Genomic DNA, 23,543 nt, shown 5'->3' on the forward strand with positions numbered 1-23,543 from the left:
CCTCGTTTTTTTATATTTTCCTCTCTAAACGTCCCCAAAGCATCAATTCTTTATTTCCTCCAATTTTCTTTTTTCAAAACACAAATTCACAAACTTGACACATATATCTGGCAGGAGTATATTTATCTCGTTGCTTCTTATTTAGTATATCGTTATACCTAACAATTTGCTAAACACCCATACAAAGTAATCATCAGAAAGATTGCCCTTACCGCTCTGATCAAGTGCTCTAGTTTCAATCAATCTGTTTTACTCGTGGACGACCATTTTTAAACAAGGTCTTTATTATTTTATTTTCAGTAGAACGATGTACTAATTCCGGAAGGAGCAGATGGATATTCATCGGTTACCTTTTTATTTGAAAAATAAAACAAGGGATGTGACGAGAAAGCGGTCTACTTGGTTAGATCAAAGGGATGGGTAAGTATTTTTAAAAAATCTTATTAAAAAATATAAAATAGGTCATGCTATCAAAACAAGGCAATACAAACGAATTTAGATCCTTTTCTACAAGAAAAGTTTCAAATATAGGAGTGAAAAAATGAGAAATCCATATATAAAATCATCTCTTGGCATGTATTTGAACTATTTTATGCTCGGCATGATCAACATTATTGTCGCATCAAATATGGACAGCTTGTCAGAACGCTACAGTGTCGACATTCCAAAGATTAGCTTGCTTGTCTCAGCCATCGGAATCGGAAAATTGGTTGCACTGTTCTTCTCTGGGCGTCTTGCAGATCGCTTAGGGCGTAAGCCTGTGATTATTGCAGGGAACTTTCTTTACTTAATATTTTTAATTGGGATTCCAACCACAACGAATTATACGTTGGCCTTTATTTTTGCGATTTCTGCGGGTATCGCCAATTCATTGCTTGATTCAGGTACTTACCCTGCACTCACAGAAGCTTTTCCTAAAAAAGCAAGCTCTGCTTCTGTGTTAGTAAAAGCATCTGTTTCCATCGGTGCTACCGTTTTACCATTTATTTTGGCATTCTTAGTTGCGAATCATATTTTCTGGGGATGGGCGTTCTTTGGATTAGGTCTTTTATATTTATTGGTGGGGATTTATCTCATCTTCATGCCTTTCCCAAATCACCAGATTGCAGCAACAGAAAAAGAACAAGCATCACAGCAAGAAGTGAAAGAACAGCCGAAATTCTTAGGTGAAGGCTTAGCGGTTGTGATCATTGGCTTTACATCTACTGCATTATTTGTTGTATGGCAAACTTGGCTTCCTCAATTGGGATTGAAATTGATTGGACTTGGAGCTAGCCAAGCGACACAGTTACTGTCTTTTTTCAGTATCGGTGCGCTCGTGTCTGTACTTTTACTTTCCATTGTATTGGATAAATTTATTTCGCCAATTAAGGTCGCCATTATTTATCCGATTGGTGCTTTTCTTGCCATGCTGACACTATTCCAAGTGCAAGCATACAGCATTGTGATCATCAGTACCTTCTTCTTAGGGTTGTTTACATCAGGTATTTTCCAACTCGCAATGAGTATGATGATGAAGTTATTCCCTACAAACAAGGCGACGGCTTCTTCATATGTCAATATTGCTGCGAGTTCAGCATTTATCCTTGTTCCACTCATCACAAGTGGTTTGGTCAGCTCATACGGCATCAAGATGACCCTCTATTTTGACATGGTCATCGCCATCATTGGTGTGGCACTAGCCGTTTATGTACTTAGTCGCATGAAGAAAATTTTTGGATAACGTAATCATTCAATCAAAAAAGATAGAGGAGATGTCTAACATGACAACCGTACACGAAAGAAACATTGATGGAAAAACAAAACTAGTAGGACTCTTAGCAACACCGATTGGTCATAGCCTATCACCACGTATGCACAACCTAGGATACACATTGTCAGGACTCAACTATGCTTATCTAGCGTTTGAAGTAGGAAATGATGAATTAGAAGCAGCAGTAAACGGATTAAAAGCTGTAGGCGCAGCAGGTTTTAACGTCTCTATGCCTAACAAGATGAAAGTCCTTGAGTACCTAGATGAGCTAGACGATTCAGCGAAACATACACGTGCGAGTAATACAGTCGTAAATGATAATGGGAAATTAATTGGATACAATACAGATGGTCTTGGCTATGTGAGAAATCTCATCGAACATGGCATTGAACTAGCGGACAAAAAAGTAACACTTGTTGGCTCAGGTGGTGCCGCAACACCAATTGCTATCCAACTTGCCCAGTCTGGTATTCGTGAAATCAGCATCTTTGCTCGTCAAGATCAATACTTTGTACAAGCAGAAGAAAACGTCAATTACATTAATAATGAGATGAAATCATTCGGCGTGAAAGCCAACATCTTCCCACTAGAAGACAAAGAAACCTTCCGTCGTGAAGTAGCCGAAAGTGCGATTTTAGCAAACGGGACAAGCCTTGGCATGAAGCCACTTGACCAATTAAGCATTATAGACGACACACTAGATGTACTGCGTAAAGACTTAACCGTCACAGATGTCGTATACAACCCGCAAAAAACGAAGCTACTAGCACAAGCAGAAGAAGCAGGTGCAAAAACGATCAATGGTCTAGGCATGATGCTATGGCAAGGTGCTCTTGCTTATAAGCTATTTACAGGCGAAGATATGCCAGTCGATCAAGTCAAAAAAATTCTTTTCGAAAACGACCGTTTCTAACATGATAAAAAAAGACGACCTCCACTATGGAAGTCGTCTTTTTTTATTCGTGGATCATGATACGGCGATAACGATAAAAAATATAAATAGCTCCTAAAATAGCAATGACTGTAATCACTGCATCGAACATGAAAATCTGCAAAATGGTTGAGTTGCTTTTAATCAAACCAGTGACGACCGGTATAACAATCGCCGATACCCCACCTGCTGTCGAGATAATTCCCGTCATTGTTCCTTTGTTTTTCCAGAAGAATTCAGCCATCACCGTTAACGTTAACTGAAAGACACCTGCCGTTGAAAAACCTAAAACAAACGCATTGATCGTACCAATGACCGGTGACTTCACAACCAATAAGACAAAAATAGATATTAACGTGATCATAGGATAGACAAGCAGAATCGTCACAGGGCGGATAAACCGGCGTAACAACCATGCTAGCAGCAAAACAGACAGCAAACCACCCATGCTATAATAACTCAACAGCTTCACTGCACCACCCGATGTCAGTTCCAAAATCTCCTCTCCATAGGTAGGGAGCCAAATCTGTGGCAAGGCATATAAGCCATTTGAGGTAAAACTAATCACAATCAGCGCAATGCCTTCTCTCCAAAATGTAGGCTCAGACGAAAAGCGCGGCACCGCATTATGCTCTGTCACCTGAACTTGCTCAATCTTGCGATGATTCGGGAACGGCAATGTCCAAAGAAACAGCACATTCACAAGATAGATGAGCGCAGGAATAAAAAAGGCATACCCGTAAAATAAATCATGCTCTGCCAAAAAGAAAATAGCAAACGGCAATAGCGTTGCCCCAATCGATATAAATGCCTTCACAATCACATTCGCCGACCCTGAGTTTTGCGGGAAAGACTCCATCAACGCAGGATACGTCCCAGCATCCATCGCTGAGTTTGCAATACCCGCTAAAATGGCAAAGATAAAAGCAACTTGATAACTTGGAGAAAGCGGGATACCGATGAGGAAAACCGCCATCAGCAAACCCGACACCAAAATCACAGGCTTCCGTCCAAAACGATCAGAAAGAACACCTGAGATTCCATAAGTCAGGACTCTCCCAATCCCTAACGCCGAAATAATAAAACTAATCCCCGCACTATCCGTATGCAATTGCTTTGTTAAAAAGGGCATATTAGAAGCTAAAATAATATTAACCATACCTAACAAAAAATAATTCACATACATACCCGAAGCAGTTTTCATATATGGATTTTTCATATTGACCCACACTCCTAAACACCCTAACAATAAAGTGACAGCTTCACCTGACCATCTTTCTCACAAAAAAGAGATGATCCGAAAAGTGATCATCATCCAGATACGCCATTCACCATATATTCTTTTAAATGAATCCAATCATCTTTATTTAGCATGTCTTATTTTACTTCATTCACTCATCATTTCTTCAATTCATGATACTAACAGTCATTTGTATAATAACATGAATTGTGGTGTTAGTTAATTGCTTAGATTTTAGGGGATTGGGTTTTGTACGCTTTTTTGCAGAGGAAAACTAAAAAAGTGGTAGTTAAAAACACAAACACTTAATTGCACATGAACGTGATATTGTTATGAATGTACGAATTAGGCTATCCTGATATCATAAAAATCTATGGATTTATAGACGAACCTCCCCTATAATGATACATTGAATGTATCATTTTTTATTTGGGGTGGAAATATGAAAAAAGAAAAAAATGTACAGCCCATTCGTTCCTTAAAAGACATTCAAAAAATGAAAGACTCTTTATTTCGCTATTGCTCATACAGAGACTATTTTTTATTTATTTTTGGAATCAACACAGGGTTGAGAATATCAGATATACTTCCCTTAAAAGTAAGAGATGTAAAAAATAAGACTCAAATTCAAATTCAAGAGAAAAAAACAATGAAATTCAGAACTATCTATTTTAATGAGTACCTCCAAGAAGAGATAGACAAATACACGGTTTTTATGAAGCCTGAAGAACTCCTTTTCCCCTCAAGGAAGGGAAACAACCACATTTCTCCTACTCAAGCTTATCGCACACTTCTAAAGGCCGCAGAAATCGTTGGAATTAAGCACACAGGCACAAGAAGTCTCAGAAAAACATATGGATATCATCACTATAAAAAACATAAAAATATAGATTTCTTACAAGAATTTTTTTCCCACCCATCTCCAAATATAACAAAGAAATATATAGGGATTAGACAAGAAGAGACTGCAAATAAGCTGAACTATTTAAATTTATAAGTATCTGGAGGTTTAAAAGTATGTTTAAAACAGAAGAAAGAGGCAGAGGCAAATTTAAACCTGCCCCCGATTATGATATAAAAGATGTAAAAAATCTCCTTATTGATAAAATAAAGGAAGAAGCCCAATTAATAATAGATGAGCCACATGACTATGATATGGATAATCTAAATTACAAAGCTAACAAAGCCAATGTTTTGGGATTATTTTGTGGTGCAGGTGGACTAGACCTTGGACTGGAATTAGCAGGATTAGATGTAACAATTGGTGAACAAAAAAACAATGAAATTTTTAAAAATAAAGATTGTTTTAATTCCATCCGAGAAAAAGGTATTTTCCATCATCTCTATTCCAACGATATATTCAAGGAAGCAATAGAAACTTACCAGCGGAATTTTCCCAATTCTGTTTTCACTCACAATAAAGATATTCGTAAAATAAAACTATTTCCAAAGGCCGATTTAGTAGTAGGAGGTCCACCATGCCCTGGATTCAGCGAGGCTGGACCACGACTGGTTGATGATCCACGGAACTTCTTGTATATCCATTATATTCGTTGCTTAATGCAAGTACAGCCAAAATTCTTTATTATGGAAAATGTAAAAGGAATGTTGACGCTAGGTAAAGGCGAAGTATTCCAGCAAATTAAAGAGGATTTTGAAGCCGCGGGATACCGTGTTTATTATAAACTTGTAAATGCACGTGACTACGGAGTGCCTCAACTTCGTGAAAGGGTCTTTTTAGTAGGTGTGAGAGAAGATATTGATTTTGAATACACCTTTCCTGAACCTACCCATGGGGAAGGTTTACTTCAAAAACCCTATATAACTTTAAAAGAAGCAATAGGAGATTTAGAAGAAAAACCCGGAAGATATTTCACAGGTTCTTATTCGACCATCTTTATGAGCCGAAACAGAAAGAAAAAGTGGGATGAACAAAGCTTTACTATTCAGGCAAGTGGTAGACAAGCTCCTATACATCCAGGTGGGCTACCAATGAAAAAAATTGATAAGAATAAATGGATATTTCCAGATGGTGAACAAAATAATCGCAGATTATCAATTAAAGAAATTGCCCGTATTCAAACTTTCCCAGATTGGTTTGATTTTAGTGACGGAGAAAATACAAAAATGTCAATCAATGGACGTATAGATAAAGTTTATAAACAAATAGGAAATGCAGTTCCAGTTCAATTAGCAAGAGTAATTGCACGCCCTCTTGCTCAATGGCTGTATGAAAATGGATACAGGGGGGAATAATATGGTTCAAAATACACCTCCGACCAATGTTCTAATCGCACTAAATAACATATTGAATCGAAAAATAAATACACTACCCACAGTTATTGACCACAAAAATAATAACAGAGTAAACAGTGTAGGAGATTTATTAGAGTATTATGTGAAAGATGCTTTTTGTGGTAAAAGCACTGATTTTGAAATGATTGATAAAAAATTAATAGAATATCAAAATGTATTTAGCTACTATGGTAACTCAAACAATCCACCTGATTTTGTTGTTCAGCATGGCGTAGCAGTAGAAGTTAAAAAAATTGAAGGTAGAAATGCAAATGGGATTTCTCTAAATAGCTCCTTTCCTAAAGACTATTTATATCAAAACGACTTACGTATAAAAAAAGCCTGCCGAGAATGTGAAGATGAATTTGGCGGTTGGGAAAAGAAAGAGATGATTTATGCTATTGGGAATGTTGATAAAAAACATATTCATAGCCTTTGGTTGGTTTATGGTGACTGTTATGCGGCTGATAAAGATACTTATGAAAAAATAGCTACTACCATAAAACACGGGGTTTCATTAATCCCTAGTGTTGAGTTTGGTGAGACGAAGGAACTCGGTAGAGTCAATAGGGTAGACCCTCTAGGAATTACCTATCTAAGAATAAGAGGTATGTGGGGTATTGAACACCCCTCGGCAGTTTTTAAACAACTATTAAACCTTGATAATACAAAAACATATATTTATGTTCTAATGAGGAAACAAACCCATGACCAAATAAAAAACAAACCTGATCTCAGTGTTTATCTTAATGAAAATACTTTAACTATTCAAGAAGTAAAAATACCTAATCCCATTAATCCTGCAAAGAATCTAGATGCCATTTTATATTCAGCTGTTCTATAAAAAAGAGCAGTACACACTTATAAAATAGCAATTATTTTGAGTTCTATTCTGTGGTTTAGAATCCTCCACTTACTAATGAGAAGGATTCTATTTCCTCATTAAATATGCAATATTTATACATACAATTTATCACCATGAAAATTAACCCTTTTGGTAGAGAATCTCGCTGATTATTTAACTTCCCCCTACAACACAAGTATCCAATCTACTCATTTAAGCTCACATAATAATACCTTCAAGTCGATACCTAATTATAGGATTAGTTTAATTTACAAATTCTAATGAAACAACATTGTTCTCATTTATATCGTCTGTATTCTTTATTTCAAGCAAGCCCATACTTTTCTTAAGCTGCTCTTTAACTTGTTTACCTTTGGTTAAAAGTGGATTGGAGAATACCAACTCAGGTGATAGTTTATTATTTTCTATACTCCAATTAATAAATACTGATAAATGTCGATTACCCTCAATTTTATCTTCAAAACTGCGATAATTAAGTGCCTTACATACAAAAAAGACATTCCGATTATTTTTAGCGAATTCTTCCATTGAAATTATCTTATCTACTGCGTCCTGAGTCGAATGTACATATGCAACATCGCAACTAATAATACAATTAGCAACACCAGAATCTTTTATAACTATTCCATTAACCTTTGCATTTTTCTTTTGTTCATTTAATTTTTTACCAGTATATACTTCTAAAACTTGATCCATTGTCAAATTAGCTAAACCTGATAAATCACCACTTGATTTATTTACTAATTCAAAACGCCATCCCAAAGTAATACTTCCAGCTGATGTTCTTTTTTCAGAGTTTCTAAAAATATAACAACGATCCGAAAATTTATGCTTTATTGATGACGTAAAAGATTCGATTATAGATTTCCAATCTGATCCGAAAATTTGTTCTGCACGCTCTTCATTCATTTTATTTTCTAAGAAATCTGCATTATCTTGTTTAAAAGATATCTTAAACTCTAAATTGCTTTTATTATCTAATGAAATACTACTAACATAAATATCTGTTTTCGGTTCACCTTTTGAAGTTTGTGGCTTACCAGATTCAATTATCTTATATTTAACTCCCTCGTATTCAAACTCATTATTAGGTGAAAATAAAGATAAAAGATATTTTTCACTTTCAATAAATTTACTCAAAAAAAAACCTCCTCAACTTAGTATTATAAATATAATAAACTATATTTATCAGGTCTGTCTAAATAAATCAAATTCAACCCTCTTTTAAGGATTTTCCACAAAACGCTATATAATGATTGTCCTAATCCAATCAACATAAATGCTCATTATGATTCATTAGTTCTACAAAAAGAATGGCAGTCATATAGTCTTCTATCTCTAACACTCTTCTAAAATTTTATTGTAAAAGTATTAACTCCAGGTCAGAAAAGTAAAAACGTATTAGCAATAAACCCTTCCTTTTCTAGAATAAAGTATCTCACTATTGGAATAATCATTACAATCACTGTATTTTGTGAGTTTGAGTGCTTTTACTCTAGAAACCCCCTCTCATGTCTAATAAAAGAATAATTGTTTTTTGTACTTCCGATAACCTCTCTCAAACAAAACACAACTAACAAAAACCCGAACAAGCACTGCCTCCAGTGCCCCATTCGGGTTTTTCATTCATCTATTTCACTTCTTTACCATTCGTTGCAATGACCTTTTGGTACCAGGCAAATGAATCTTTCTTTAAGCGTTTCATTGAGCCGTTTCCTTCGTTGTCACGGTCGACGTAGATCATGCCGTATCGTTTTTTCATTTCGCCGGTTGTGAATGAGACGATGTCAATGATGCCCCAAGGTGTATAGCCGATGAGGTCGACGCCATCGTATTCGACTGCCTTTTTCAATGCCTCGATGTGTGAAGCTAAATATTGAATTCTTTCAGCATCATGAATGGAACCGTCTTCTTCTACCGTATCAATGGCACCAAAGCCGTTTTCGACAATAAATAATGGGATTTGGTAGCGATCGTAAAAGCGATTTAATGTATACCTTAGGCCTGTTGGGTCGATTGACCAGCCCCAATCACTTGCTGTGATATAAGGATTTTCTACACCATGTGGCAGTGCGCCATTGACGATGTCACCGCTATGATCAGAAACAACGTCACTTCTGACCGTTGTGGACATGTAATAGCTGAAACCTAAATAATCAACGGTTCCATTCCGTAAAATCTCTTCATCGCCTTCTTCAAACTGAATATCATAGCCTTCTCGTTCGAATTCCTTTAATACATAGTTCGGATAGGAACCGCGAACATGTACGTCAGGGAAGAAGTAACGCTGTCTCATGTATTCTTCTGCAAGCATGACATCCTCTGGATTTGATGAGAATGGATAGATCGGTACATGTGAAACCATGGCACCAATTTTGAAAGCAGGATTAATTTCTTTCCCTTTCGCTACAGCCAATGCACTAGCAATTAGCTCATGATGTCCCGCTTGATACATCACTTCTTTGGCATTTTCGCCTTCTTTGACAGACACACCAGAGTTCGTCCATAAGAAGAGTGGGTTATTGACATCCATCTTGTTATTAATTTCGTTAAAAGTCATCCAGTAAGTCACTTTTTCTTTGTAACGATTAAAGCAAACTTCTGCAAATTTGGCGAAATAGTCGACGACCTTTCTGCTTCTGAATCCGCCGTATTCCTTTGCTAAATGTAGCGGCATTTCAAAGTGAGACAATGTAATGACAGGCTCGATCCCATGCTTTAACAATTCGTCAAAGACATCATCATAAAATTGCAAGCCTGCTTCGTTCGGTTCCTCTTCATCCCCTCTAGGAAAAATGCGGCTCCAGCCGATTGAGGTTCTTAAGCATTTTAAGCCCATTTCTCCAAACAATGCGATGTCTTCTTTATAACGATGGTAAAAGTCAATGGCTTCGTGGTTAGGATAAAATTCATCCTCCTCCACATTCTCTGTAATTTTCCTCGGCACACCATGCGCACCTGCTGTCATCACATCAACAACGCTCGGACCTTTTCCGCCTGCATTCCATCCACCTTCAAATTGATGCGCAGCTAAAGCGCCTCCCCATAGAAAATCCTTTGGTAATGTCATTATTATTTCCTCCTATTTTACAAACGTCATTAACACTTCATCTGTTTGAAGATTTACAAGACTAGCAAATTGCTCGTACACCTCTCCGACATGCTGACCAATGACAATTTGAAATTGCCCGCCATTTTCGACAACGGTAATGACACCTGGCATCGCATTAATGTCTTCTTTCGCCTTCGGATTCGATCGCTTCAGCACTAACCGCAATCGTGTGGCACACCTCGTCGCACTAACCACATTCTCTTCTCCACCAATTGCCTCTAAAATATCTTTTGAAAGCTTTTGGTAATCTCTCACTTTTGACATATAAAAACCACCTTTAACCCACAGTGTATGTATACATTATAATTATACCCATACAATTAATCAATGCATGCACAAAATAAATTTTTCTACATCAAAATAATTTGCCTATGCTATAATAAAGGGATAATAAAAGTGAAAAACAAAGAGGAATGCCCATGTTAAAGTATCAACAAATCGCAATCGACATTGAAAAATATATTGTTACTCACGAGCTTCAGCAAGGAGACAAACTGCCAGTTTTAGAAACGCTCATGACCCAATTTTCCGTCAGCAAAAGTACGATTATTAAATCATTAGATTTGTTAGAAAAAAAAGGCATTGTGTATCAAGTGAGGGGCAGTGGCATTTTCGTCCGAAGACATAGAAGAAAAGGCTACATTAGCCTTTTATCGAATCAAGGATTCAAGAGAGACTTAGAGGAATTTCAAATCACATCAGAAGTACTAAAGCTAGAAGTCAGAAAACCAACAGAAGAAGCCGCACTAAACCTAAATATCAGTCAAGACGACGACATCTACTATCTCCAACGCATATGCTATATTAACGGACAAACCCTTTGCCTAGAAGAATCGTATTATCACAAAAACGTCATCCCCTACATCAACACAGAAATCGTAGCGGACTCCGTTTTTAAATTCATTAGCGAGGGGCTTGGCCTAAAAGTAGGCTTCTCTGACCTGTATATGCACGTAAACAAACTAAACGAAACCGAAGCAGAGCACCTAGGCCTCAAACTAGACGATCCCGCACTCTGTATCGAAACCGTCTTCCACCTAACAAATGGCCAACCCTTCGACTTCTCAAAAATCACTTATAACTACCTGCAATCGCAGTTTTTTATTCAGGCGAACAATTATTATGGGTGATTGGTGCGGTGTGATTCCTCCGAAGGTTTATTGAAAATACAACTTAAAAAATGCCGATCAATTAATTGAAATGGGATTATGCTAAATTTAATCACTAAATTTTTGCAACAAAATGACCCCTAAGTCGAAAAACTTAGGGGTTGAACTAATCACTTCTCAATATCTAAACTCTTTTCACAAAATCAATTCAGTGTTCTGGCTGATGGCATTCATTGAATCGTCATCTAGCCTCTATTCCCAATAGTATCTACTATAAATCATTACTTATAATAATTATAGTTAGCGAAGACGTTATATTTTGGTTTTATATACCTTTAAAATCTTTGTGTTTAATTCACTGATCTCTGAGTAATGCCATTCAAACGTCGTTAAAATTCTATGAAGTTCAAATAACATTTCTTCTACTTCATTACCATCATTTTTATTTACTGAACTAAACTTATTTAATAAAATATCTAAATCTCCAGTTAAATCCCTAAAATCTTCTATATTATCGTACTGTTCATCTAAATCTTCCTTTGTCACAATATTAACTCTTGAATTAAGATTATCCAGTATGCTCAATACCTCTGCTAACTTATTATCCATTTAAATTCCTCCATTTTCATTTCCATCCCTTAACCACACGCCCAAATGCTTTTTTAGTTTTATCAGTGTTTAAAGTACCATCTATATTCAATACGTATTTCACATTACCTGTCTTATCAATTACTTCTAAATGGTCTTTGTGTAATGCGTCAAGATAAACACCATAACCTTTTTTGAGATATTGGTTATTAGTTTTTGTTTCTACTTTATATATTGATTGTCCATCATATTTTACTTTTGATTTTGATAGGGAATTACTTATTGATTTGCCAAATTCCTTATCAAAAAACTCGTTCATATTTGAAACGGGTTTTACATTACTCTTAACCCCCATCTTACCATGAAACCCTTTCACCCCAAACGGTAAAAGCATCCCCAGCGCCGCATTCATACTGGCTTCCTGCTGTTCTTTAGAAATCTTATTTCCAAACATATCTCTGCCTATGATCGCTTCACTGAAGCCATTTGTGGCTGTTAAGCCGTACAAGCCTTTTTGGGATGCTTTCAGGACATCAAAGGATTTTTGGGATGTTTTATAAATATCGACCGCTCGGACTGCGGATGTCGTGGCTTGGGTCGTTTTGTAGATGGCTTTCCCGCTTTTGAAAACGCGACCTGCCCAACCCACAATTGGGATGTAGCCTGCTGCTGCCATGCCGCCTGCGGCGAATCGTTGCCCTGACGTAAGCCGTTCACCTGTTACTGGATCGACACCTGTAGCGGCTCGTTTTGCATCGTTCACACCAGTCAATTCATTCAGAAGCATTCCGCCATAATCAAGCGCTTTTTCGTGCCAAGGACGATTTTCAAGCGCTTCTTGTTCCTTTGCAATTTTACGTGCTTCTTCTTGATCTTTTTTGATTGTGAGATATTCAGAAGTTTGCTTCTGAATATCGTCTTTTGCTTGATAGATTTCGCTATTTTGATACGCTTTTCGATCAAAATTCATCGGTGAAATCGATTTTCCGTCATTTGTCGCATTGATCATTTCAGCGTACAATGCCATTGTAGCCTCTTCTTCCGCTTCAGACAAAGCATATTCATCTGTTAGATTTTGATCTAGCTCTTTTAAATCTTTCAGCGTCTTTTTCCGCTCTTCTTCGGCATCTTCTATCTTTTCGTCAAACGTTTGACTATCAAACACATCAAGTGAAATGAGATCATCTATGTCTTGGAAAATGGTTTTGAGTGCTTTCTTTTGATCAGACACAATGCTTTTCGCATTCTTAATGCCCATCTCCACCTGGTTATTTAAAAAATGTTCTTCAACGAAGGTATCGCCGCCAAAATTTGCATCCTCCAGCGTGCCTGAGACACCTTCGTGAAAGGCTTTTTGCTTATCAATAAAACTGATAAACATATCGACATTTCCGGCTAGTTCTTTGTAAAAATTTTTAATATTATCTGCGCCTTTACCAGTGAAATCATCACCTAGGTTTGCCACACCTTGGAGTGCTTTTTTCAGATCCGTCATTTCTTCTCTTAGTGCTTGATAATGCTTGGCTCTTGCATCCATGGCATTTGTTAGTGCTTTTGCATCAAATATCTTGCCCAGAAAAAGTCACTCCCCCCAATATTGATCATTAAATCTATTTTACTCTTATCCACATAGCTAAAAAATTGGCTTTAAGATATAAAAACATAACTAAAATCTGTCTCACACTCTCATTTTTTAATTCCTTTAAACGTCTATACATATCCTCTATAATAGTTACACTATCCATTTAGAACAGCCTCTTTAATAAAATCACCCCGTTGAGCTTTCTATTTTTCAGAACTTATTGTTTTTAAACAAGTCACTTCATTATAAAATTTGAGATATTTTGCTAAATTTATGATACGATAACAGCAAAAAGACATACAGGGGCTAGTCATATGAGTGAACTTTTGTTTGAAAAAAGAGATTTTAATACTGAACAAATGATTGCTTTGAAAGTATCTGAGTTCAATAATCATCCGATTGTCTATATTCTTTATAACGAAAATAAGAAACCAACTGCGTATATTGGGCAGACTGTGCAAGCTACACGGCGATTGAAGAATCATTTGCAAGACTCGAAAAGAAAAAACCTGACAAAAACCATTTTGATTGGACATGAACGCTTCCATCAATCGGCATCCTACAATATTGAGACAAACCTTATTAATTATTTTATTGCAGAGAATCACTATCAATTGCAAAATGTCAGCCAGACTCGATCAAGAGAGATGCATCATTATTATCAAAAAGATTTTTATAACGAACAGCTTTTTGAAGAAATCTGGAACCAGCTTCGAACAGAGAATATTGTGAGTGACACCCTTGAGAGCCTTAGAAATAAAGACATTTATAAGCTCTCTCCGTACAAAGAACTTTCTCCCCAGCAGGTGGAAATTAAAAACGAAATTCTCGATTTTTGCAAGAATCATATCGGCAAACCAGGAAACCATGTCATTTCAATAGAAGGAGATGCCGGAACAGGGAAAAGTGTCTTATTGAGCTCTCTTTTTAACACCCTTCAGGACTTATCTAAGGATGATAGTTCGCTTTTAGAGAATAAGAACAATTACTTACTTGTGAATCATGGAGAAATGCTGAAGACATATAAAAGCATTGCGAACAGCTTACCGAATTTAAAGAAAAAAAATCTGATGAAGCCGACCTCTTTTATTAACCAAATGACAAAATCGAGGAGAAGCGCTGATATTGTCTTAGTAGATGAAGCGCATTTACTTTTAACAAAAGAGGATAAATACAATAACTTTCACTATCAAAATCAACTAGAAGAAATTATTAAAAGAAGTAAAATCACAATTGTTATCTTTGATCCAAAACAAGTGCTAAAAATTAAGAGCTATTGGAATGATAGACTCCTTGAAGAGATCACCAATCAATATCATGCGAAAACCGTAAAGCTGACGGAGCAAATGAGAATGAATGCAAATCCAGAAACGCTAGAATGGATTGATCAATTTGTCTCAAAACAACTACTTCCTTTACCTGCTGAAAAGAACGATTTCTTTCAGCTTGAAATCTTTGAAGATTATGGAAGATTTAAAACCGCCATTAAGCGAAAGGATGATAAAACAGGTCTATCACGTATTGTTTCGACCTTCGATTATATACATAAAAAAGATGGAGATACTTACATTGTCGATGAAGAAGGTATTAACATGCCGTGGAATTCCACAAATGATAAATGGACATGGGCAGAGTATGCTGATTCGATCAACGAAGTGGGTTCGATCTATACAGTTCAAGGTTTTGATTTAAATTATGTTGGGGTGATTTTAGGACCTTCTGTCAGTTATGATGAGGAAAACGATAAACTTCTCATTGACACCTCGAAATATAAGGATAAGGGGGCATTCACCTCACGAGATGACATGTCTCCTGAAAAAATCCAACAGGTAAAAGAAGAAATTATTTTAAACTCAATCAATGTCCTGATGAAAAGAGGCATCCATGGTCTTTATATTTACGCAACAGATGCAAAATTAAGAAAGAGATTAATAGAATTAAAAGGGAGGGGAAAAAATGAGTGAGATCAAAGACTTAATCAACACCATCAATCAATTTAGAGATGCACGAAACTGGAGGCAGTATCACAACCCAAAGGACCTCGCCATCTCCATCTCTATAGAAGCAGCCGAGCTACTAGAAGACTTCCAATGGAAAAGTAGCGAAGAAGCCCTCAAAGCAAATGAAGAAAACATTCGCGAGGAAATTGCAGATATTCTTATTTATTCGCTGATGCTCTGCTCAGACCTTGATTTGGATGTGAAAAAGATTATTGAGGAGAAGGTTGTGAAAAATGGACGGAAGTATCCCGTTGAGTAGTGAAGGAATTTTAGTTTACTGACAAAAAGTCATACCTAACAAAGGGAGGGGATTGTCACGATATCCTCCCTCATTTTCCTTATTTTTGAGGCAACGTGAAAGTCACAGAAGGACCATTGCTTTCTTCAATCTTCATAAATATCTCATTAAGTACTTCTAATGCTCTCTCTTTCGATTCATATTTCCCTAAAGTTTTACTCCATTGATCCAAAGATGCACTACTGATGACACCTTCTATCTTCTTTCCATTCGCAGTCACTTCTTTTACATTCACTAAACTTTGATTATTTTGTGTAAAAAGCCATAACATCACAAATTCCTCCTTGAATCGATTATAGTATATTTATCATTTTATTTGATTATTATAACATTTAAGTTAAATAATATAATAAAATGATATGCCAAATCAATGATTCTATCAAACATGCAAGAGGTTGTTCATTTTAGATGAATGGAGGTGCTGCGGATGAAAAATACAGTGACAACAATTGCCGTGGCTTTTACAGTGGGATTGATTGTTTATTTTACTGAAGATCGTTTGAGTGGCTTACCTTTATTCGGTCTATTATTTATAGGGATTTATACTGTTGAAAGAGTATGTCATTTTCTATTTCAAACGTATGCCAGACAGCGTGATGAATAATAGTATAAATGACGGCATGTGATTTTTAATACGTTACCTTATAAAGTAATCATGTCTTTCTTTTGCTCTTTACTCGTTAACCCATCAATCCCAATGTTTATATATCCACCTACACTCATGATTAATCACCACGTACTCCCAGATAAAAAAGGGAAGCTAGACATGACCTCTAAAGGTCTATCCGTCTAGCCTCCACTTTAAACCTTATGTTCATTCTGATCTACTTGTAATCATTTAATGGTCCTTTATCCATCATCACATCTATCATATTTGAAGACTTCATCTTCAGTTTTGGTCTACGCTCTGAATTCGGTTTACTATAAAGCTCCAATGGACTTATGATCACGCCATCTTGTGTATTCTGAAGGATGCCTGGCACACAGGAATAGATTTGATCATTATCATTAGCATTCTTGGCGTTTATCGTCACAGATGTTCCCTGGTGATTATCTATACTCATGGACACTTTATATCTATAGAATGAACCTGTTCCGTTCGACTGGGCAGAATAAACCACTGGAACCACTGCGAGAATATCATCATTTAACCTTAATTTAATGACTTCTGTCTTGGTTGATTGATGATCTCTCCCAACATCCCCCATATGCTCCACCGCTCCATTGCCATAATTTCTGAGGGGAGGGGTTCCTTTCGCCCCAAACATGGCTACATCTACCTGCTTACCATCCTTTGTATAAACCAAAGCATATATATCATAATCTGTCCCAGACTTCCAAGAAACTGTAGCCGTAATTTCTGGTGTTTTCTCAATGATAACTGGTTTTTGACCTTTGTCGAGACTGATTTTACCCTGTACCTTTTCAAGACTTATAGGCGACACCGCGGTTTTTCTTTCTTTCTCTTTAAGAGGTTGTTCTTGAATTGTTTGAGGTTCAGGCGGCGTATTCTGCTCATCAGGCTCAACCTCAACTCCGTAATTTCTACATAACCCTTCAAGCCCAGAATCAAACCCGCGCCAGATTGACTTTGCCTTTGTCTCGCCATTTCTTAAATATAATTCTACTACGACAATGCCATTTTCATTTGTAAAACTAGCTGGCGTTAATTGAATCATCTGCTGATCCGTATGTATCTCAGCCTTTAAATTTTTCACATTAGAAAAGCCTGTGTTATGATCCTCTGTCAGAGTTATAGCGATTTTTGTAATACCTTCAGAGACTTTACTCATGTCAAAATTCAATTGATGAACTTTTGTATTGCCCAACACTTCTGATGGCAAAAGAGTAGCAACACCCGACATGCTCTCTGGTTGATTGTAAAATATAATTCCACTATCTCCTTGTACCTGATCTGAATCCGTTAAAAGAAAAGCCGTTAAGGAAATGTCTATTGTGTTAGACATTTCGTAGCTAACCGATATATGACCCTTCGGAGAACTTAAAACAGTGTTTGCCCCCATCTGAAGAAATTGATTCATTTCAACAACCCCCTATATCTCTATCTATTACCGTTTATCACTTTTATAGATAGATTATACCAAAAGATGTTGTTGGAATTGTTAAGAATCTTTGGCACTTCTTATGAAAGTATGATTCGAAAGCGATTTCTCACAAGACAAACCACTAATTTTTGACATTTCTATATAAAGTCTTCAAGGAATATTTTCATCTAGTATTGCTTCTCATTCCGAAGCTTTTCTCGTCAATTGATTCATTTCAATTTTCACTATCATGACCAAATCTATATAAGTTAGTAACGAGACGGAGTTTAAAGTACCATCTATATTCAAACGTAATCTACATACCCTGTCTGATCAATTGCTTCTAATTGATCTTTGTGTAATGCGTTATGTTACTTTTCAAATGGGAATGTTAGTTTCATTTCTTCCTTTTCTAAAGATGTTGTAACCTTCGAGTTAACAATCATATTATTCTTATCTTTATTAAAATCTAATTCAATGGAAATTGTTTTTTCTGAAGAATCACCATATCCTAGTATTACTTGTTCTTGGTTGTTAATGTTTAAAACTAGACTAAATTCTCCATGATCTTTTTTTACATGAATATTTTCTGTGCTATTTTTAATATTTTCACTTGAAAAAAGTATATTTTCTGTTTCATGTTCCTTCATTACAATGGATATTGATGAATTTAGTGTTTTTGATGTTTTGATTGTTAATAAATTTCCAGAATTATTCTTATTGAATAGGAGAAATAATGTGATCGAAATGATTGTTGCTATTACTATGATCGTACTAATTACTATTTTCTTTTTTGACATGGAAAACATCCCCTCGATTGAACTTTTTATCATATTTTACTCTATAAACATATTAAAGGATACAATCATACGGGAATTTTTGGGCGTATATTTTAAAAATGCACCTGAAGAGCGGTTCTTGCGATGAGTGAGATAATAGTTTATCATGTCGATGTTTTTACAACAGAAACATTCGGAGGAAATACAGCAGGCGTAGTATTAGATGGAGAAAAGTTAACAGAAGATGAGATACAAAGCATCGCAAACGAATTTATTTTATCAGAATCTGTCTTGCCGCTACCTTCATACCAACTCTATCTGGATACCAGGGGATTTTTTGATGAATGAGACATGGAAGAAATCTTGGCGAAAAACTGTAGAAAGGAGCAATTTTAATGCTCACCAATGGAAAAGCAATGAAGAAACCATAGAGGCAAACAAGGAAAACATCCGAGAAGAAATTGATTAAAGTTGGATAGAAGTATCCAGTTGATAAAAGAAGGAGAGCGCCATGAACACTCTCCTTCCTTTCATTTTTACCTTGAAGAGAAATTCCGTCTTTCACAGAACCAAATGTAGAATCCTCATCTATCTGCTCTCATTCAACGGTGTAGAATGAGATGAACAACTGTAACAAACTAAGCATTTTCCCCATTCATTTTCTTTTTAAAAGCAAAAATGGCGATAGCTACAGTAACAACCATATATCCAATCACCCACCAGAGATGCAGTGAAATTGATGCATAGTCTCCAGAAAGGGCAGCTCTGCTAGCGTCTACTGCATGAGCAAATGGAAGTGCGTATGCAATATCTTTGAACCAGCCTCCTACTAAATTCAAGTCAAACCATGTACCACTTAACCATGCGCTCATATTAGTCAGTAGTGCTCCACAAATACCACCAACCTGTTTGTCGTTAAATATACTTCCTACTAAGAGTCCTATTCCTATAAACAGTAAAGATGTTGGTAGAAGGACAAGAATTGATAGCAAAACATTGGCACTAAAAGGTAATCCTAAGAAGAGTGCTGCGATAAAGCTAATGATAACTTGAACAATTGCTATGGGTATGAGCGGGACAATATACCCTACAATATAGTCTGAGGCAGAAAGAGGTGTAGTAAACAATCGCATCAAAAATGAGGTGCTCCGATCTTTAGCTATTAACATTCCAGAGAATAGTGAGATAAAAGAAAGCCCGAAAACGGCTATGCCAGGAATAAGTTTATCAATAACAAATAAATCAGTTGGAACATTCGCTTGAATAGCATGAAGCAATAATAAGATAACTAACGGGAAGCCTATACCAAATGCTAAGTTTAACGGATCTCTCAAAATCTCTTTACGATTACGTGCAGCAAAGGCTAGTGACTTCATCTAGTGACCTCCTCATTGGTAGCTAATGAAATAAAGGCATCCTCAAGTGATTTGGTGTTGGTGCTTTCCATCAATTCAGTTGCTGTTCCAACTGCCTTTAATTTTCCTTTCACCATCGTCCCTATTCGATCCGAAAGCGCTTCTGCTTCCTCCATATAATGGGTCGTGAGAATGATGGTCATGCTCCCCTTTAATTTCTCAATAGCATTCCATAGCTCACGCCTTGCGATGACATCGAGACCGAGAGTAGGTTCATCAAGGAAAAGTATCTTTGGATCTGTAATGAGTGCCATTACGATACTAAGTCTCCTTTGCATTCCTCCTGATAAAGTTTTAGCCTTCATTTTAGATACCTCCGTCAGACTAAACATACGAAGCATTTCCTCCACTTTGATAGCCACCGTTTTCTTATGGAATCCATATATTTGAGCGATTAATTCAAGATTCTCTTTAACGGATAAATTAGGGGCTACTGCCGTTTCCTGTGGTGAAACATTGATTTTTTCTTTTACTGCATGAGGATGAGAAACAATACTGTCGCCAAGGAGAATCGCATCGCCCGTAGTAGGGCTGCTGAGGCCAGTCAACATCTTTATCGTTGTGGTTTTACCTGCACCATTCACTCCAAGTAAAGCAAAAAGTTCGCCTTTTTCAATTGAAAGATTGAGAGAATCGACCGCAATCTTTTCTGCGAATTTCTTTGTTAAATTTTTTATTTGAATAGCAATCATTCCTCATCCTCCTTGTGTTCCTGTGCTTGAAATATATCCTCAGCAAACTGCAGGAAGCCCTCGTTTTTTACAATGGCGATTCCTTGAGCCTCATCGCCCAGAATCAGCAGACTATCTCCAGAACAAATGTTAAATATCTCCCTAGCTTTTTTAGGAATCACAATTTGTCCACGTTCACCAACCTTTACAAGTCCAAATATGTGTTTTCCTTTTGGTTTCATTCCTATCTCTTCTGTGCCATTTAAATCATTCACTAGATCATCCAACGTCACTTCGTATAATTCAGCCAAAGCCTTACAATTATTGATATCCGGCACAGTTTCTCCTGATTCCCATTTCGCAACCGCTTGCCTTGAAACACTAATTTTCTCAGCCACTTCTTCTTGTGTGTATCTCTGTATTTTTCGCATCTTTTTTAAATTCTTATTTATCATACTTTTCACACCCTTCATTATCATTATATAAGACTTATTCGAATCATCTACCAACTGAACATGACATCAGAAGTTATCTTCAATTTACATTTGGTTAAATGCCTAAGTTTAACCTGAAAAGTCCCCTCGAACTTAAAATGAAGGAGAGTGCCATAATCCACTCTTCTTCATCTCAACATTCACTTCTAAGAATAAATCTGACTAATTCGGCGGTGTCGACGAAGAAGATCTAGATGCTGCCTCATCTGCCTTCACACAATCAATTGCGACGACTAATGCAACCATCAGAGGCTCCATCTCTTCTTTTAAAATATCAACCTTGTAGCTATCACCCCAAGTGAACCATTCTTTGTTCACCTGACCGATCACTTCGCCGTTCTGCAACACTTGGAAATTCATATCCCACCAGTTACCACGCACTTCTATCCCTGCCGCATCAATTGAATATTTGGCTTTAAAGAACGTAAACTCTTTTTTGATGGTCAACACTTCTTGGCCATTGACTTCAACTAAAAACTTCGGTAACAAACTAAACATCTTTTTCGTAATAACGGCGATTTCGTCTCGTTTTGTATTCATAATGGTGAACGTCTTCGGCATCTTCATAAAGCTTCCCTCGACCACATACACATCGTTCTCCTGCTGATCCTTTACCGTAAACCTGCCACTGAGACTAAATACCTTTTGCTTGATATAAAGTTGTTTCATACAGTACCTCCAATTAGGATGAAAAATTTATCAGTCTTTATCATGTTCTTTACTTTATACATCTGATTATACCCAAAAATAGAATGTACAAAAAAACCACCTAATACGCAGGTGGTTTGCGGTCACTGATCCAGTTTCAGAGATTCCCCTTCAAATGTTTGGAAAGCATTTTCCCTTCCCATAACGACCTCCTTAATTTTTAAATACCCTCTTGTATAAGGAATGAAGTCCCTTTCTCCCCACATAAAATGATAGGACTTCAGATCATCCGTTTCACACATGACAAAGTCTGTATAGTCCTTTCCTGTCAAGGCTTCTGCATCAAAAAACGCACCGTCTATTTCTGCATCATTTCTTACAGCGAGGTCGCATAAAAGAAAATGGTCATTTTAGAGCCATCAATTGAATTAAACAGTGTGATTTGGATGGAGGAAAACAACGACCTGCAAATCAAGCCGACTTGGGATTGTGTCATTATTGTTAATGCAAAAAATATGTCTGTCACAGTTCGTGATGCAGAAGATGTTGTAGGTTTACCATAAAAATTAAAAAGTCTCGTTTGAGGGAAATCACTCAAATGAGACTTTTTCTGTTTAGTTACCTCAATTATTTAATAACCATTTACAAAGTAAGCAATGGTTTCTAATTCATCTTCTTTAAGTTCTCTATTGATGTATCTTTTATATTCACTTATGATTCTCTGCTTATCTCCACCGCAAAGATCGGTAAATTTCGCAATCATTCTAAGCTTGTCTGTTTCCTGATGAAACTCCTCTTTTGTTAATGGTCGTTGGTGTGATGGAATATACGTATCAGCATCAAAAGCATCTAACTCATCTAAAAGACGCAATGTTTCCTTCATCGTATAATGTACTTTTTCGGCATACATTTTCGGATAAATGCAATCACCAAGAAATAGAATTTTCTCTTCTTTGATATACACGATGACTGAATCTGCGGCATGATCGCCTCCAACATATTGAACGATACAGGTTACCCCGCCAAGATCAATTTCCACCCGGTGTTCAAACGTTACATCCGGTAAGACAATGGTGATATCTCGATGATCCTTATATTCTTCCTTTATGGCCTTAGCACAGAACTCGATTTCCGTTCCTTCCTTCACCCGCTCATCAATTGCCTCATCTGACCACGAAAACGGAAGAAGCTTCTCCATTTCCTTTCTTGTCTTTGCAGAAGCAACCGAAAGCGAATCAGGCAACGCTGGCAGACCAAAAATATGATCCCAATGCCAATGCGTGAGGACAACCATATCAGGAATCGAGTTCTCATGTATTAATGTTTTTTTGATGAAGTACTCGGCATGATCTTTTGAGTTACCAGCATCAATCATTAATGTTTTGTTACTGCCTACGACCATGCCTAGAATGGGGCGGTCGGTAAGCGATACTGGCGTGATATACCAAAAGCTCTGACCTATTTTGTTAATTGAGTGCATAGTGTACTGCCTGCTTCCTATTATTTAAGATCCAATAGCGTTTTTTACTCAAATTGCATATCTGTTCTTACCCTTATTTATAATCATTGATTGACTATTTATCTATCAAGGCATCTATAATTGGGATACTTCATCTTTAATTTAGGTCTGCGCTGAAGGTTTTGTTTTCTATACAGATGAAATACTCCAAAATAAACCATTTTTTAAATAAGAAAATATTTGTGACAGTTCGTTTCTT

Annotated in this window: 25 protein-coding genes and 2 pseudogenes; 12 read left to right on the forward strand and 15 right to left on the reverse strand. The window is 36.6% G+C overall.

Annotated elements, in window-relative coordinates:
* Window positions 1-541: 541 nt before the first annotated feature.
* Both ACQKEZ_RS09770 and ACQKEZ_RS09775 read left to right on the forward strand, forming a co-directional pair.
* The gene (locus ACQKEZ_RS09770; protein ID WP_427300272.1) at window positions 542-1,723 is read left to right on the forward strand and encodes an MFS transporter; all 1,182 of its coding nucleotides are present in this window, start codon (window positions 542-544) and stop codon (window positions 1,721-1,723) included.
* Between the two features lie 40 nt (window positions 1,724-1,763).
* Window positions 1,764-2,666: a quinate/shikimate dehydrogenase gene (locus tag ACQKEZ_RS09775; protein ID WP_427300273.1), complete on the forward strand. Its 903-nt coding sequence runs from the start codon at window positions 1,764-1,766 to the stop codon at window positions 2,664-2,666.
* A 43-nt stretch (window positions 2,667-2,709) separates the two neighbouring features.
* Here ACQKEZ_RS09775 and ACQKEZ_RS09780 read toward each other — a convergent pair whose 3' ends face one another.
* Window positions 2,710-3,903 (reverse strand): MFS transporter, encoded by a 1,194-nt coding sequence (locus tag ACQKEZ_RS09780; protein WP_427300275.1) that lies wholly within the window; start codon window positions 3,901-3,903, stop codon window positions 2,710-2,712.
* A 463-nt stretch (window positions 3,904-4,366) separates the two neighbouring features.
* On the opposite strand from ACQKEZ_RS09780, the gene ACQKEZ_RS09785 reads away from it, so the two are divergent.
* Genes ACQKEZ_RS09785 through ACQKEZ_RS09795 form a run of 3 tightly spaced genes read left to right on the forward strand, consistent with a single transcriptional unit; the run spans window position 4,367 to window position 7,063 of the window.
* On the forward strand, window positions 4,367-4,921 hold the full coding sequence (locus tag ACQKEZ_RS09785) for a tyrosine-type recombinase/integrase (RefSeq protein WP_427300277.1): 555 nt from the start codon (window positions 4,367-4,369) through the stop codon (window positions 4,919-4,921).
* A gap of 20 nt (window positions 4,922-4,941) precedes the next feature.
* Window positions 4,942-6,180: a DNA cytosine methyltransferase gene (locus ACQKEZ_RS09790; protein ID WP_427300279.1), complete on the forward strand. Its 1,239-nt coding sequence runs from the start codon at window positions 4,942-4,944 to the stop codon at window positions 6,178-6,180.
* A 1-nt stretch (window position 6,181) separates the two neighbouring features.
* Window positions 6,182-7,063: an NgoPII family restriction endonuclease gene (locus tag ACQKEZ_RS09795; protein ID WP_427300281.1), complete on the forward strand. Its 882-nt coding sequence runs from the start codon at window positions 6,182-6,184 to the stop codon at window positions 7,061-7,063.
* Window positions 7,064-7,327: 264 nt separating this feature from the next.
* Here the strand turns inward: ACQKEZ_RS09795 and ACQKEZ_RS09800 are convergent, their stop codons facing one another.
* The 3 genes and pseudogenes from ACQKEZ_RS09800 to ACQKEZ_RS09810 form a co-directional block, all read right to left on the reverse strand.
* Complete coding sequence (locus ACQKEZ_RS09800; RefSeq protein WP_427300283.1) at window positions 7,328-8,224, reverse strand: hypothetical protein; 897 nt, start codon at window positions 8,222-8,224, stop codon at window positions 7,328-7,330.
* Between the two features lie 490 nt (window positions 8,225-8,714).
* Window positions 8,715-10,157 (reverse strand): 6-phospho-beta-glucosidase BglA, encoded by a 1,443-nt coding sequence (gene bglA, locus ACQKEZ_RS09805; RefSeq protein WP_427300563.1) that lies wholly within the window; start codon window positions 10,155-10,157, stop codon window positions 8,715-8,717.
* A 33-nt stretch (window positions 10,158-10,190) separates the two neighbouring features.
* A pseudogene (locus ACQKEZ_RS09810) lies at window positions 10,191-10,460 on the reverse strand (PTS transporter subunit EIIB); the annotation flags it as partial.
* Between the two features lie 155 nt (window positions 10,461-10,615).
* Here ACQKEZ_RS09810 and ACQKEZ_RS09815 point away from each other — a divergent pair.
* Window positions 10,616-11,326 (forward strand): GntR family transcriptional regulator, encoded by a 711-nt coding sequence (locus ACQKEZ_RS09815; protein ID WP_427300285.1) that lies wholly within the window; start codon window positions 10,616-10,618, stop codon window positions 11,324-11,326.
* Window positions 11,327-11,617: 291 nt separating this feature from the next.
* On the opposite strand, the gene ACQKEZ_RS09820 is transcribed toward ACQKEZ_RS09815, so the two are convergent.
* Both ACQKEZ_RS09820 and ACQKEZ_RS09825 read right to left on the reverse strand, forming a co-directional pair.
* A complete protein-coding gene (locus ACQKEZ_RS09820; protein WP_427300287.1) occupies window positions 11,618-11,914 on the reverse strand; it encodes a hypothetical protein in 297 nt (98 codons plus the stop codon).
* Between the two features lie 16 nt (window positions 11,915-11,930).
* Complete coding sequence (locus tag ACQKEZ_RS09825; protein WP_427300289.1) at window positions 11,931-13,430, reverse strand: ribonuclease YeeF family protein; 1,500 nt, start codon at window positions 13,428-13,430, stop codon at window positions 11,931-11,933.
* Window positions 13,431-13,789: 359 nt separating this feature from the next.
* Here ACQKEZ_RS09825 and ACQKEZ_RS09830 point away from each other — a divergent pair, with 359 nt between their 5' ends.
* Window positions 13,790-15,439, forward strand: a complete 1,650-nt coding sequence (locus ACQKEZ_RS09830; protein WP_427300291.1) for a DUF2075 domain-containing protein — start codon at window positions 13,790-13,792, stop codon at window positions 15,437-15,439.
* A complete protein-coding gene (locus tag ACQKEZ_RS09835; RefSeq protein ID WP_427300293.1) occupies window positions 15,432-15,734 on the forward strand; it encodes a nucleotide pyrophosphohydrolase in 303 nt (100 codons plus the stop codon). The genes ACQKEZ_RS09830 and ACQKEZ_RS09835 overlap by 8 nt, the downstream gene beginning before the upstream one ends.
* A 79-nt stretch (window positions 15,735-15,813) precedes the next feature.
* Here the strand turns inward: ACQKEZ_RS09835 and ACQKEZ_RS09840 are convergent, their stop codons facing one another.
* Complete coding sequence (locus ACQKEZ_RS09840; protein ID WP_427300295.1) at window positions 15,814-16,044, reverse strand: hypothetical protein; 231 nt, start codon at window positions 16,042-16,044, stop codon at window positions 15,814-15,816.
* 156 nt (window positions 16,045-16,200) lie between these two features.
* On the opposite strand from ACQKEZ_RS09840, the gene ACQKEZ_RS09845 reads away from it, so the two are divergent.
* Window positions 16,201-16,377: a hypothetical protein gene (locus tag ACQKEZ_RS09845; protein WP_427300297.1), complete on the forward strand. Its 177-nt coding sequence runs from the start codon at window positions 16,201-16,203 to the stop codon at window positions 16,375-16,377.
* Window positions 16,378-16,597: 220 nt separating this feature from the next.
* Here ACQKEZ_RS09845 and ACQKEZ_RS09850 read toward each other — a convergent pair whose 3' ends face one another.
* Window positions 16,598-17,815, reverse strand: a complete 1,218-nt coding sequence (locus ACQKEZ_RS09850; RefSeq protein ID WP_427300299.1) for a TerD family protein — start codon at window positions 17,813-17,815, stop codon at window positions 16,598-16,600.
* Window positions 17,816-18,189: 374 nt separating this feature from the next.
* Window positions 18,190-18,618: a hypothetical protein gene (locus ACQKEZ_RS09855; RefSeq protein ID WP_427300301.1), complete on the reverse strand. Its 429-nt coding sequence runs from the start codon at window positions 18,616-18,618 to the stop codon at window positions 18,190-18,192.
* Window positions 18,619-18,741: 123 nt separating this feature from the next.
* On the opposite strand from ACQKEZ_RS09855, the gene ACQKEZ_RS09860 reads away from it, so the two are divergent.
* Both ACQKEZ_RS09860 and ACQKEZ_RS09865 read left to right on the forward strand, forming a co-directional pair.
* Window positions 18,742-18,945 (forward strand): PhzF family phenazine biosynthesis protein, encoded by a 204-nt coding sequence (locus ACQKEZ_RS09860; RefSeq protein ID WP_427300302.1) that lies wholly within the window; start codon window positions 18,742-18,744, stop codon window positions 18,943-18,945.
* Window positions 18,938-19,066: a hypothetical protein gene (locus ACQKEZ_RS09865; protein ID WP_427300304.1), complete on the forward strand. Its 129-nt coding sequence runs from the start codon at window positions 18,938-18,940 to the stop codon at window positions 19,064-19,066. Before ACQKEZ_RS09860 ends, ACQKEZ_RS09865 begins: the two co-directional genes overlap by 8 nt.
* Before the next feature lie 169 nt (window positions 19,067-19,235).
* Here the strand turns inward: ACQKEZ_RS09865 and ACQKEZ_RS09870 are convergent, their stop codons facing one another.
* The 5 genes and pseudogenes from ACQKEZ_RS09870 to ACQKEZ_RS09890 all read right to left on the reverse strand — a co-directional run.
* The gene (locus ACQKEZ_RS09870) at window positions 19,236-19,973 is read right to left on the reverse strand and encodes an ABC transporter permease (protein ID WP_427300305.1); all 738 of its coding nucleotides are present in this window, start codon (window positions 19,971-19,973) and stop codon (window positions 19,236-19,238) included.
* The gene (locus ACQKEZ_RS09875) at window positions 19,970-20,704 is read right to left on the reverse strand and encodes an ABC transporter ATP-binding protein (RefSeq protein ID WP_427300307.1); all 735 of its coding nucleotides are present in this window, start codon (window positions 20,702-20,704) and stop codon (window positions 19,970-19,972) included. The genes ACQKEZ_RS09870 and ACQKEZ_RS09875 overlap by 4 nt, the downstream gene beginning before the upstream one ends.
* Entirely contained in the window at window positions 20,701-21,138 is a 438-nt protein-coding gene (locus ACQKEZ_RS09880) for a helix-turn-helix domain-containing protein (protein WP_427300309.1), read from the reverse strand. Before ACQKEZ_RS09880 ends, ACQKEZ_RS09875 begins: the two co-directional genes overlap by 4 nt.
* Before the next feature lie 201 nt (window positions 21,139-21,339).
* The gene (locus tag ACQKEZ_RS09885) at window positions 21,340-21,846 is read right to left on the reverse strand and encodes an LURP-one-related/scramblase family protein (RefSeq protein ID WP_427300311.1); all 507 of its coding nucleotides are present in this window, start codon (window positions 21,844-21,846) and stop codon (window positions 21,340-21,342) included.
* 122 nt (window positions 21,847-21,968) lie between these two features.
* A pseudogene (locus ACQKEZ_RS09890) lies at window positions 21,969-22,175 on the reverse strand (darcynin family protein); the annotation flags it as partial.
* A gap of 51 nt (window positions 22,176-22,226) precedes the next feature.
* Between ACQKEZ_RS09890 and ACQKEZ_RS09895 the strand changes: the two are divergent.
* Window positions 22,227-22,388, forward strand: a complete 162-nt coding sequence (locus tag ACQKEZ_RS09895; RefSeq protein WP_427300313.1) for a hypothetical protein — start codon at window positions 22,227-22,229, stop codon at window positions 22,386-22,388.
* A gap of 68 nt (window positions 22,389-22,456) precedes the next feature.
* Here the strand turns inward: ACQKEZ_RS09895 and ACQKEZ_RS09900 are convergent, their stop codons facing one another.
* Window positions 22,457-23,305, reverse strand: a complete 849-nt coding sequence (locus ACQKEZ_RS09900) for an MBL fold metallo-hydrolase (protein ID WP_427300314.1) — start codon at window positions 23,303-23,305, stop codon at window positions 22,457-22,459.
* Window positions 23,306-23,543 lie beyond the last annotated feature (238 nt).

This window comes from Bacillus sp. NPDC077027, assembly GCF_050269555.1.
Taxonomy (GTDB): Bacteria; Bacillota; Bacilli; order Bacillales; family Bacillaceae; genus Bacillus.

Excerpts from the sequence above, each read along its gene's own strand:
- ACQKEZ_RS09875 (WP_427300307.1), bottom strand. The coding sequence starts at position 20,704 with ATGATTGCTATTCAAATAAAAAATTTAACAAAGAAATTCGCAGAAAAG.
- ACQKEZ_RS09815 (WP_427300285.1), top strand. The coding sequence starts at position 10,616 with ATGTTAAAGTATCAACAAATCGCAATCGACATTGAAAAATATATTGTT.
- ACQKEZ_RS09775 (WP_427300273.1), top strand. The coding sequence starts at position 1,764 with ATGACAACCGTACACGAAAGAAACATTGATGGAAAAACAAAACTAGTA.
- ACQKEZ_RS09885 (WP_427300311.1), bottom strand. The coding sequence starts at position 21,846 with ATGAAACAACTTTATATCAAGCAAAAGGTATTTAGTCTCAGTGGCAGG.
- ACQKEZ_RS09825 (WP_427300289.1), bottom strand. The coding sequence starts at position 13,430 with ATGGATGCAAGAGCCAAGCATTATCAAGCACTAAGAGAAGAAATGACG.
- ACQKEZ_RS09780 (WP_427300275.1), bottom strand. The coding sequence starts at position 3,903 with ATGAAAAATCCATATATGAAAACTGCTTCGGGTATGTATGTGAATTAT.
- ACQKEZ_RS09850 (WP_427300299.1), bottom strand. The coding sequence starts at position 17,815 with ATGAATCAATTTCTTCAGATGGGGGCAAACACTGTTTTAAGTTCTCCG.
- ACQKEZ_RS09860 (WP_427300302.1), top strand. The coding sequence starts at position 18,742 with ATGAGTGAGATAATAGTTTATCATGTCGATGTTTTTACAACAGAAACA.
- ACQKEZ_RS09785 (WP_427300277.1), top strand. The coding sequence starts at position 4,367 with ATGAAAAAAGAAAAAAATGTACAGCCCATTCGTTCCTTAAAAGACATT.
- ACQKEZ_RS09820 (WP_427300287.1), bottom strand. The coding sequence starts at position 11,914 with ATGGATAATAAGTTAGCAGAGGTATTGAGCATACTGGATAATCTTAAT.
- ACQKEZ_RS09895 (WP_427300313.1), top strand. The coding sequence starts at position 22,227 with ATGGTCATTTTAGAGCCATCAATTGAATTAAACAGTGTGATTTGGATG.
- ACQKEZ_RS09880 (WP_427300309.1), bottom strand. The coding sequence starts at position 21,138 with ATGATAAATAAGAATTTAAAAAAGATGCGAAAAATACAGAGATACACA.
- ACQKEZ_RS09835 (WP_427300293.1), top strand. The coding sequence starts at position 15,432 with ATGAGTGAGATCAAAGACTTAATCAACACCATCAATCAATTTAGAGAT.
- ACQKEZ_RS09770 (WP_427300272.1), top strand. The coding sequence starts at position 542 with ATGAGAAATCCATATATAAAATCATCTCTTGGCATGTATTTGAACTAT.
- ACQKEZ_RS09855 (WP_427300301.1), bottom strand. The coding sequence starts at position 18,618 with ATGTCAAAAAAGAAAATAGTAATTAGTACGATCATAGTAATAGCAACA.
- ACQKEZ_RS09865 (WP_427300304.1), top strand. The coding sequence starts at position 18,938 with ATGAATGAGACATGGAAGAAATCTTGGCGAAAAACTGTAGAAAGGAGC.
- ACQKEZ_RS09840 (WP_427300295.1), bottom strand. The coding sequence starts at position 16,044 with ATGTTATGGCTTTTTACACAAAATAATCAAAGTTTAGTGAATGTAAAA.
- ACQKEZ_RS09790 (WP_427300279.1), top strand. The coding sequence starts at position 4,942 with ATGTTTAAAACAGAAGAAAGAGGCAGAGGCAAATTTAAACCTGCCCCC.
- ACQKEZ_RS09870 (WP_427300305.1), bottom strand. The coding sequence starts at position 19,973 with ATGAAGTCACTAGCCTTTGCTGCACGTAATCGTAAAGAGATTTTGAGA.
- ACQKEZ_RS09795 (WP_427300281.1), top strand. The coding sequence starts at position 6,182 with ATGGTTCAAAATACACCTCCGACCAATGTTCTAATCGCACTAAATAAC.
- ACQKEZ_RS09830 (WP_427300291.1), top strand. The coding sequence starts at position 13,790 with ATGAGTGAACTTTTGTTTGAAAAAAGAGATTTTAATACTGAACAAATG.
- ACQKEZ_RS09900 (WP_427300314.1), bottom strand. The coding sequence starts at position 23,305 with ATGCACTCAATTAACAAAATAGGTCAGAGCTTTTGGTATATCACGCCA.
- ACQKEZ_RS09845 (WP_427300297.1), top strand. The coding sequence starts at position 16,201 with ATGAAAAATACAGTGACAACAATTGCCGTGGCTTTTACAGTGGGATTG.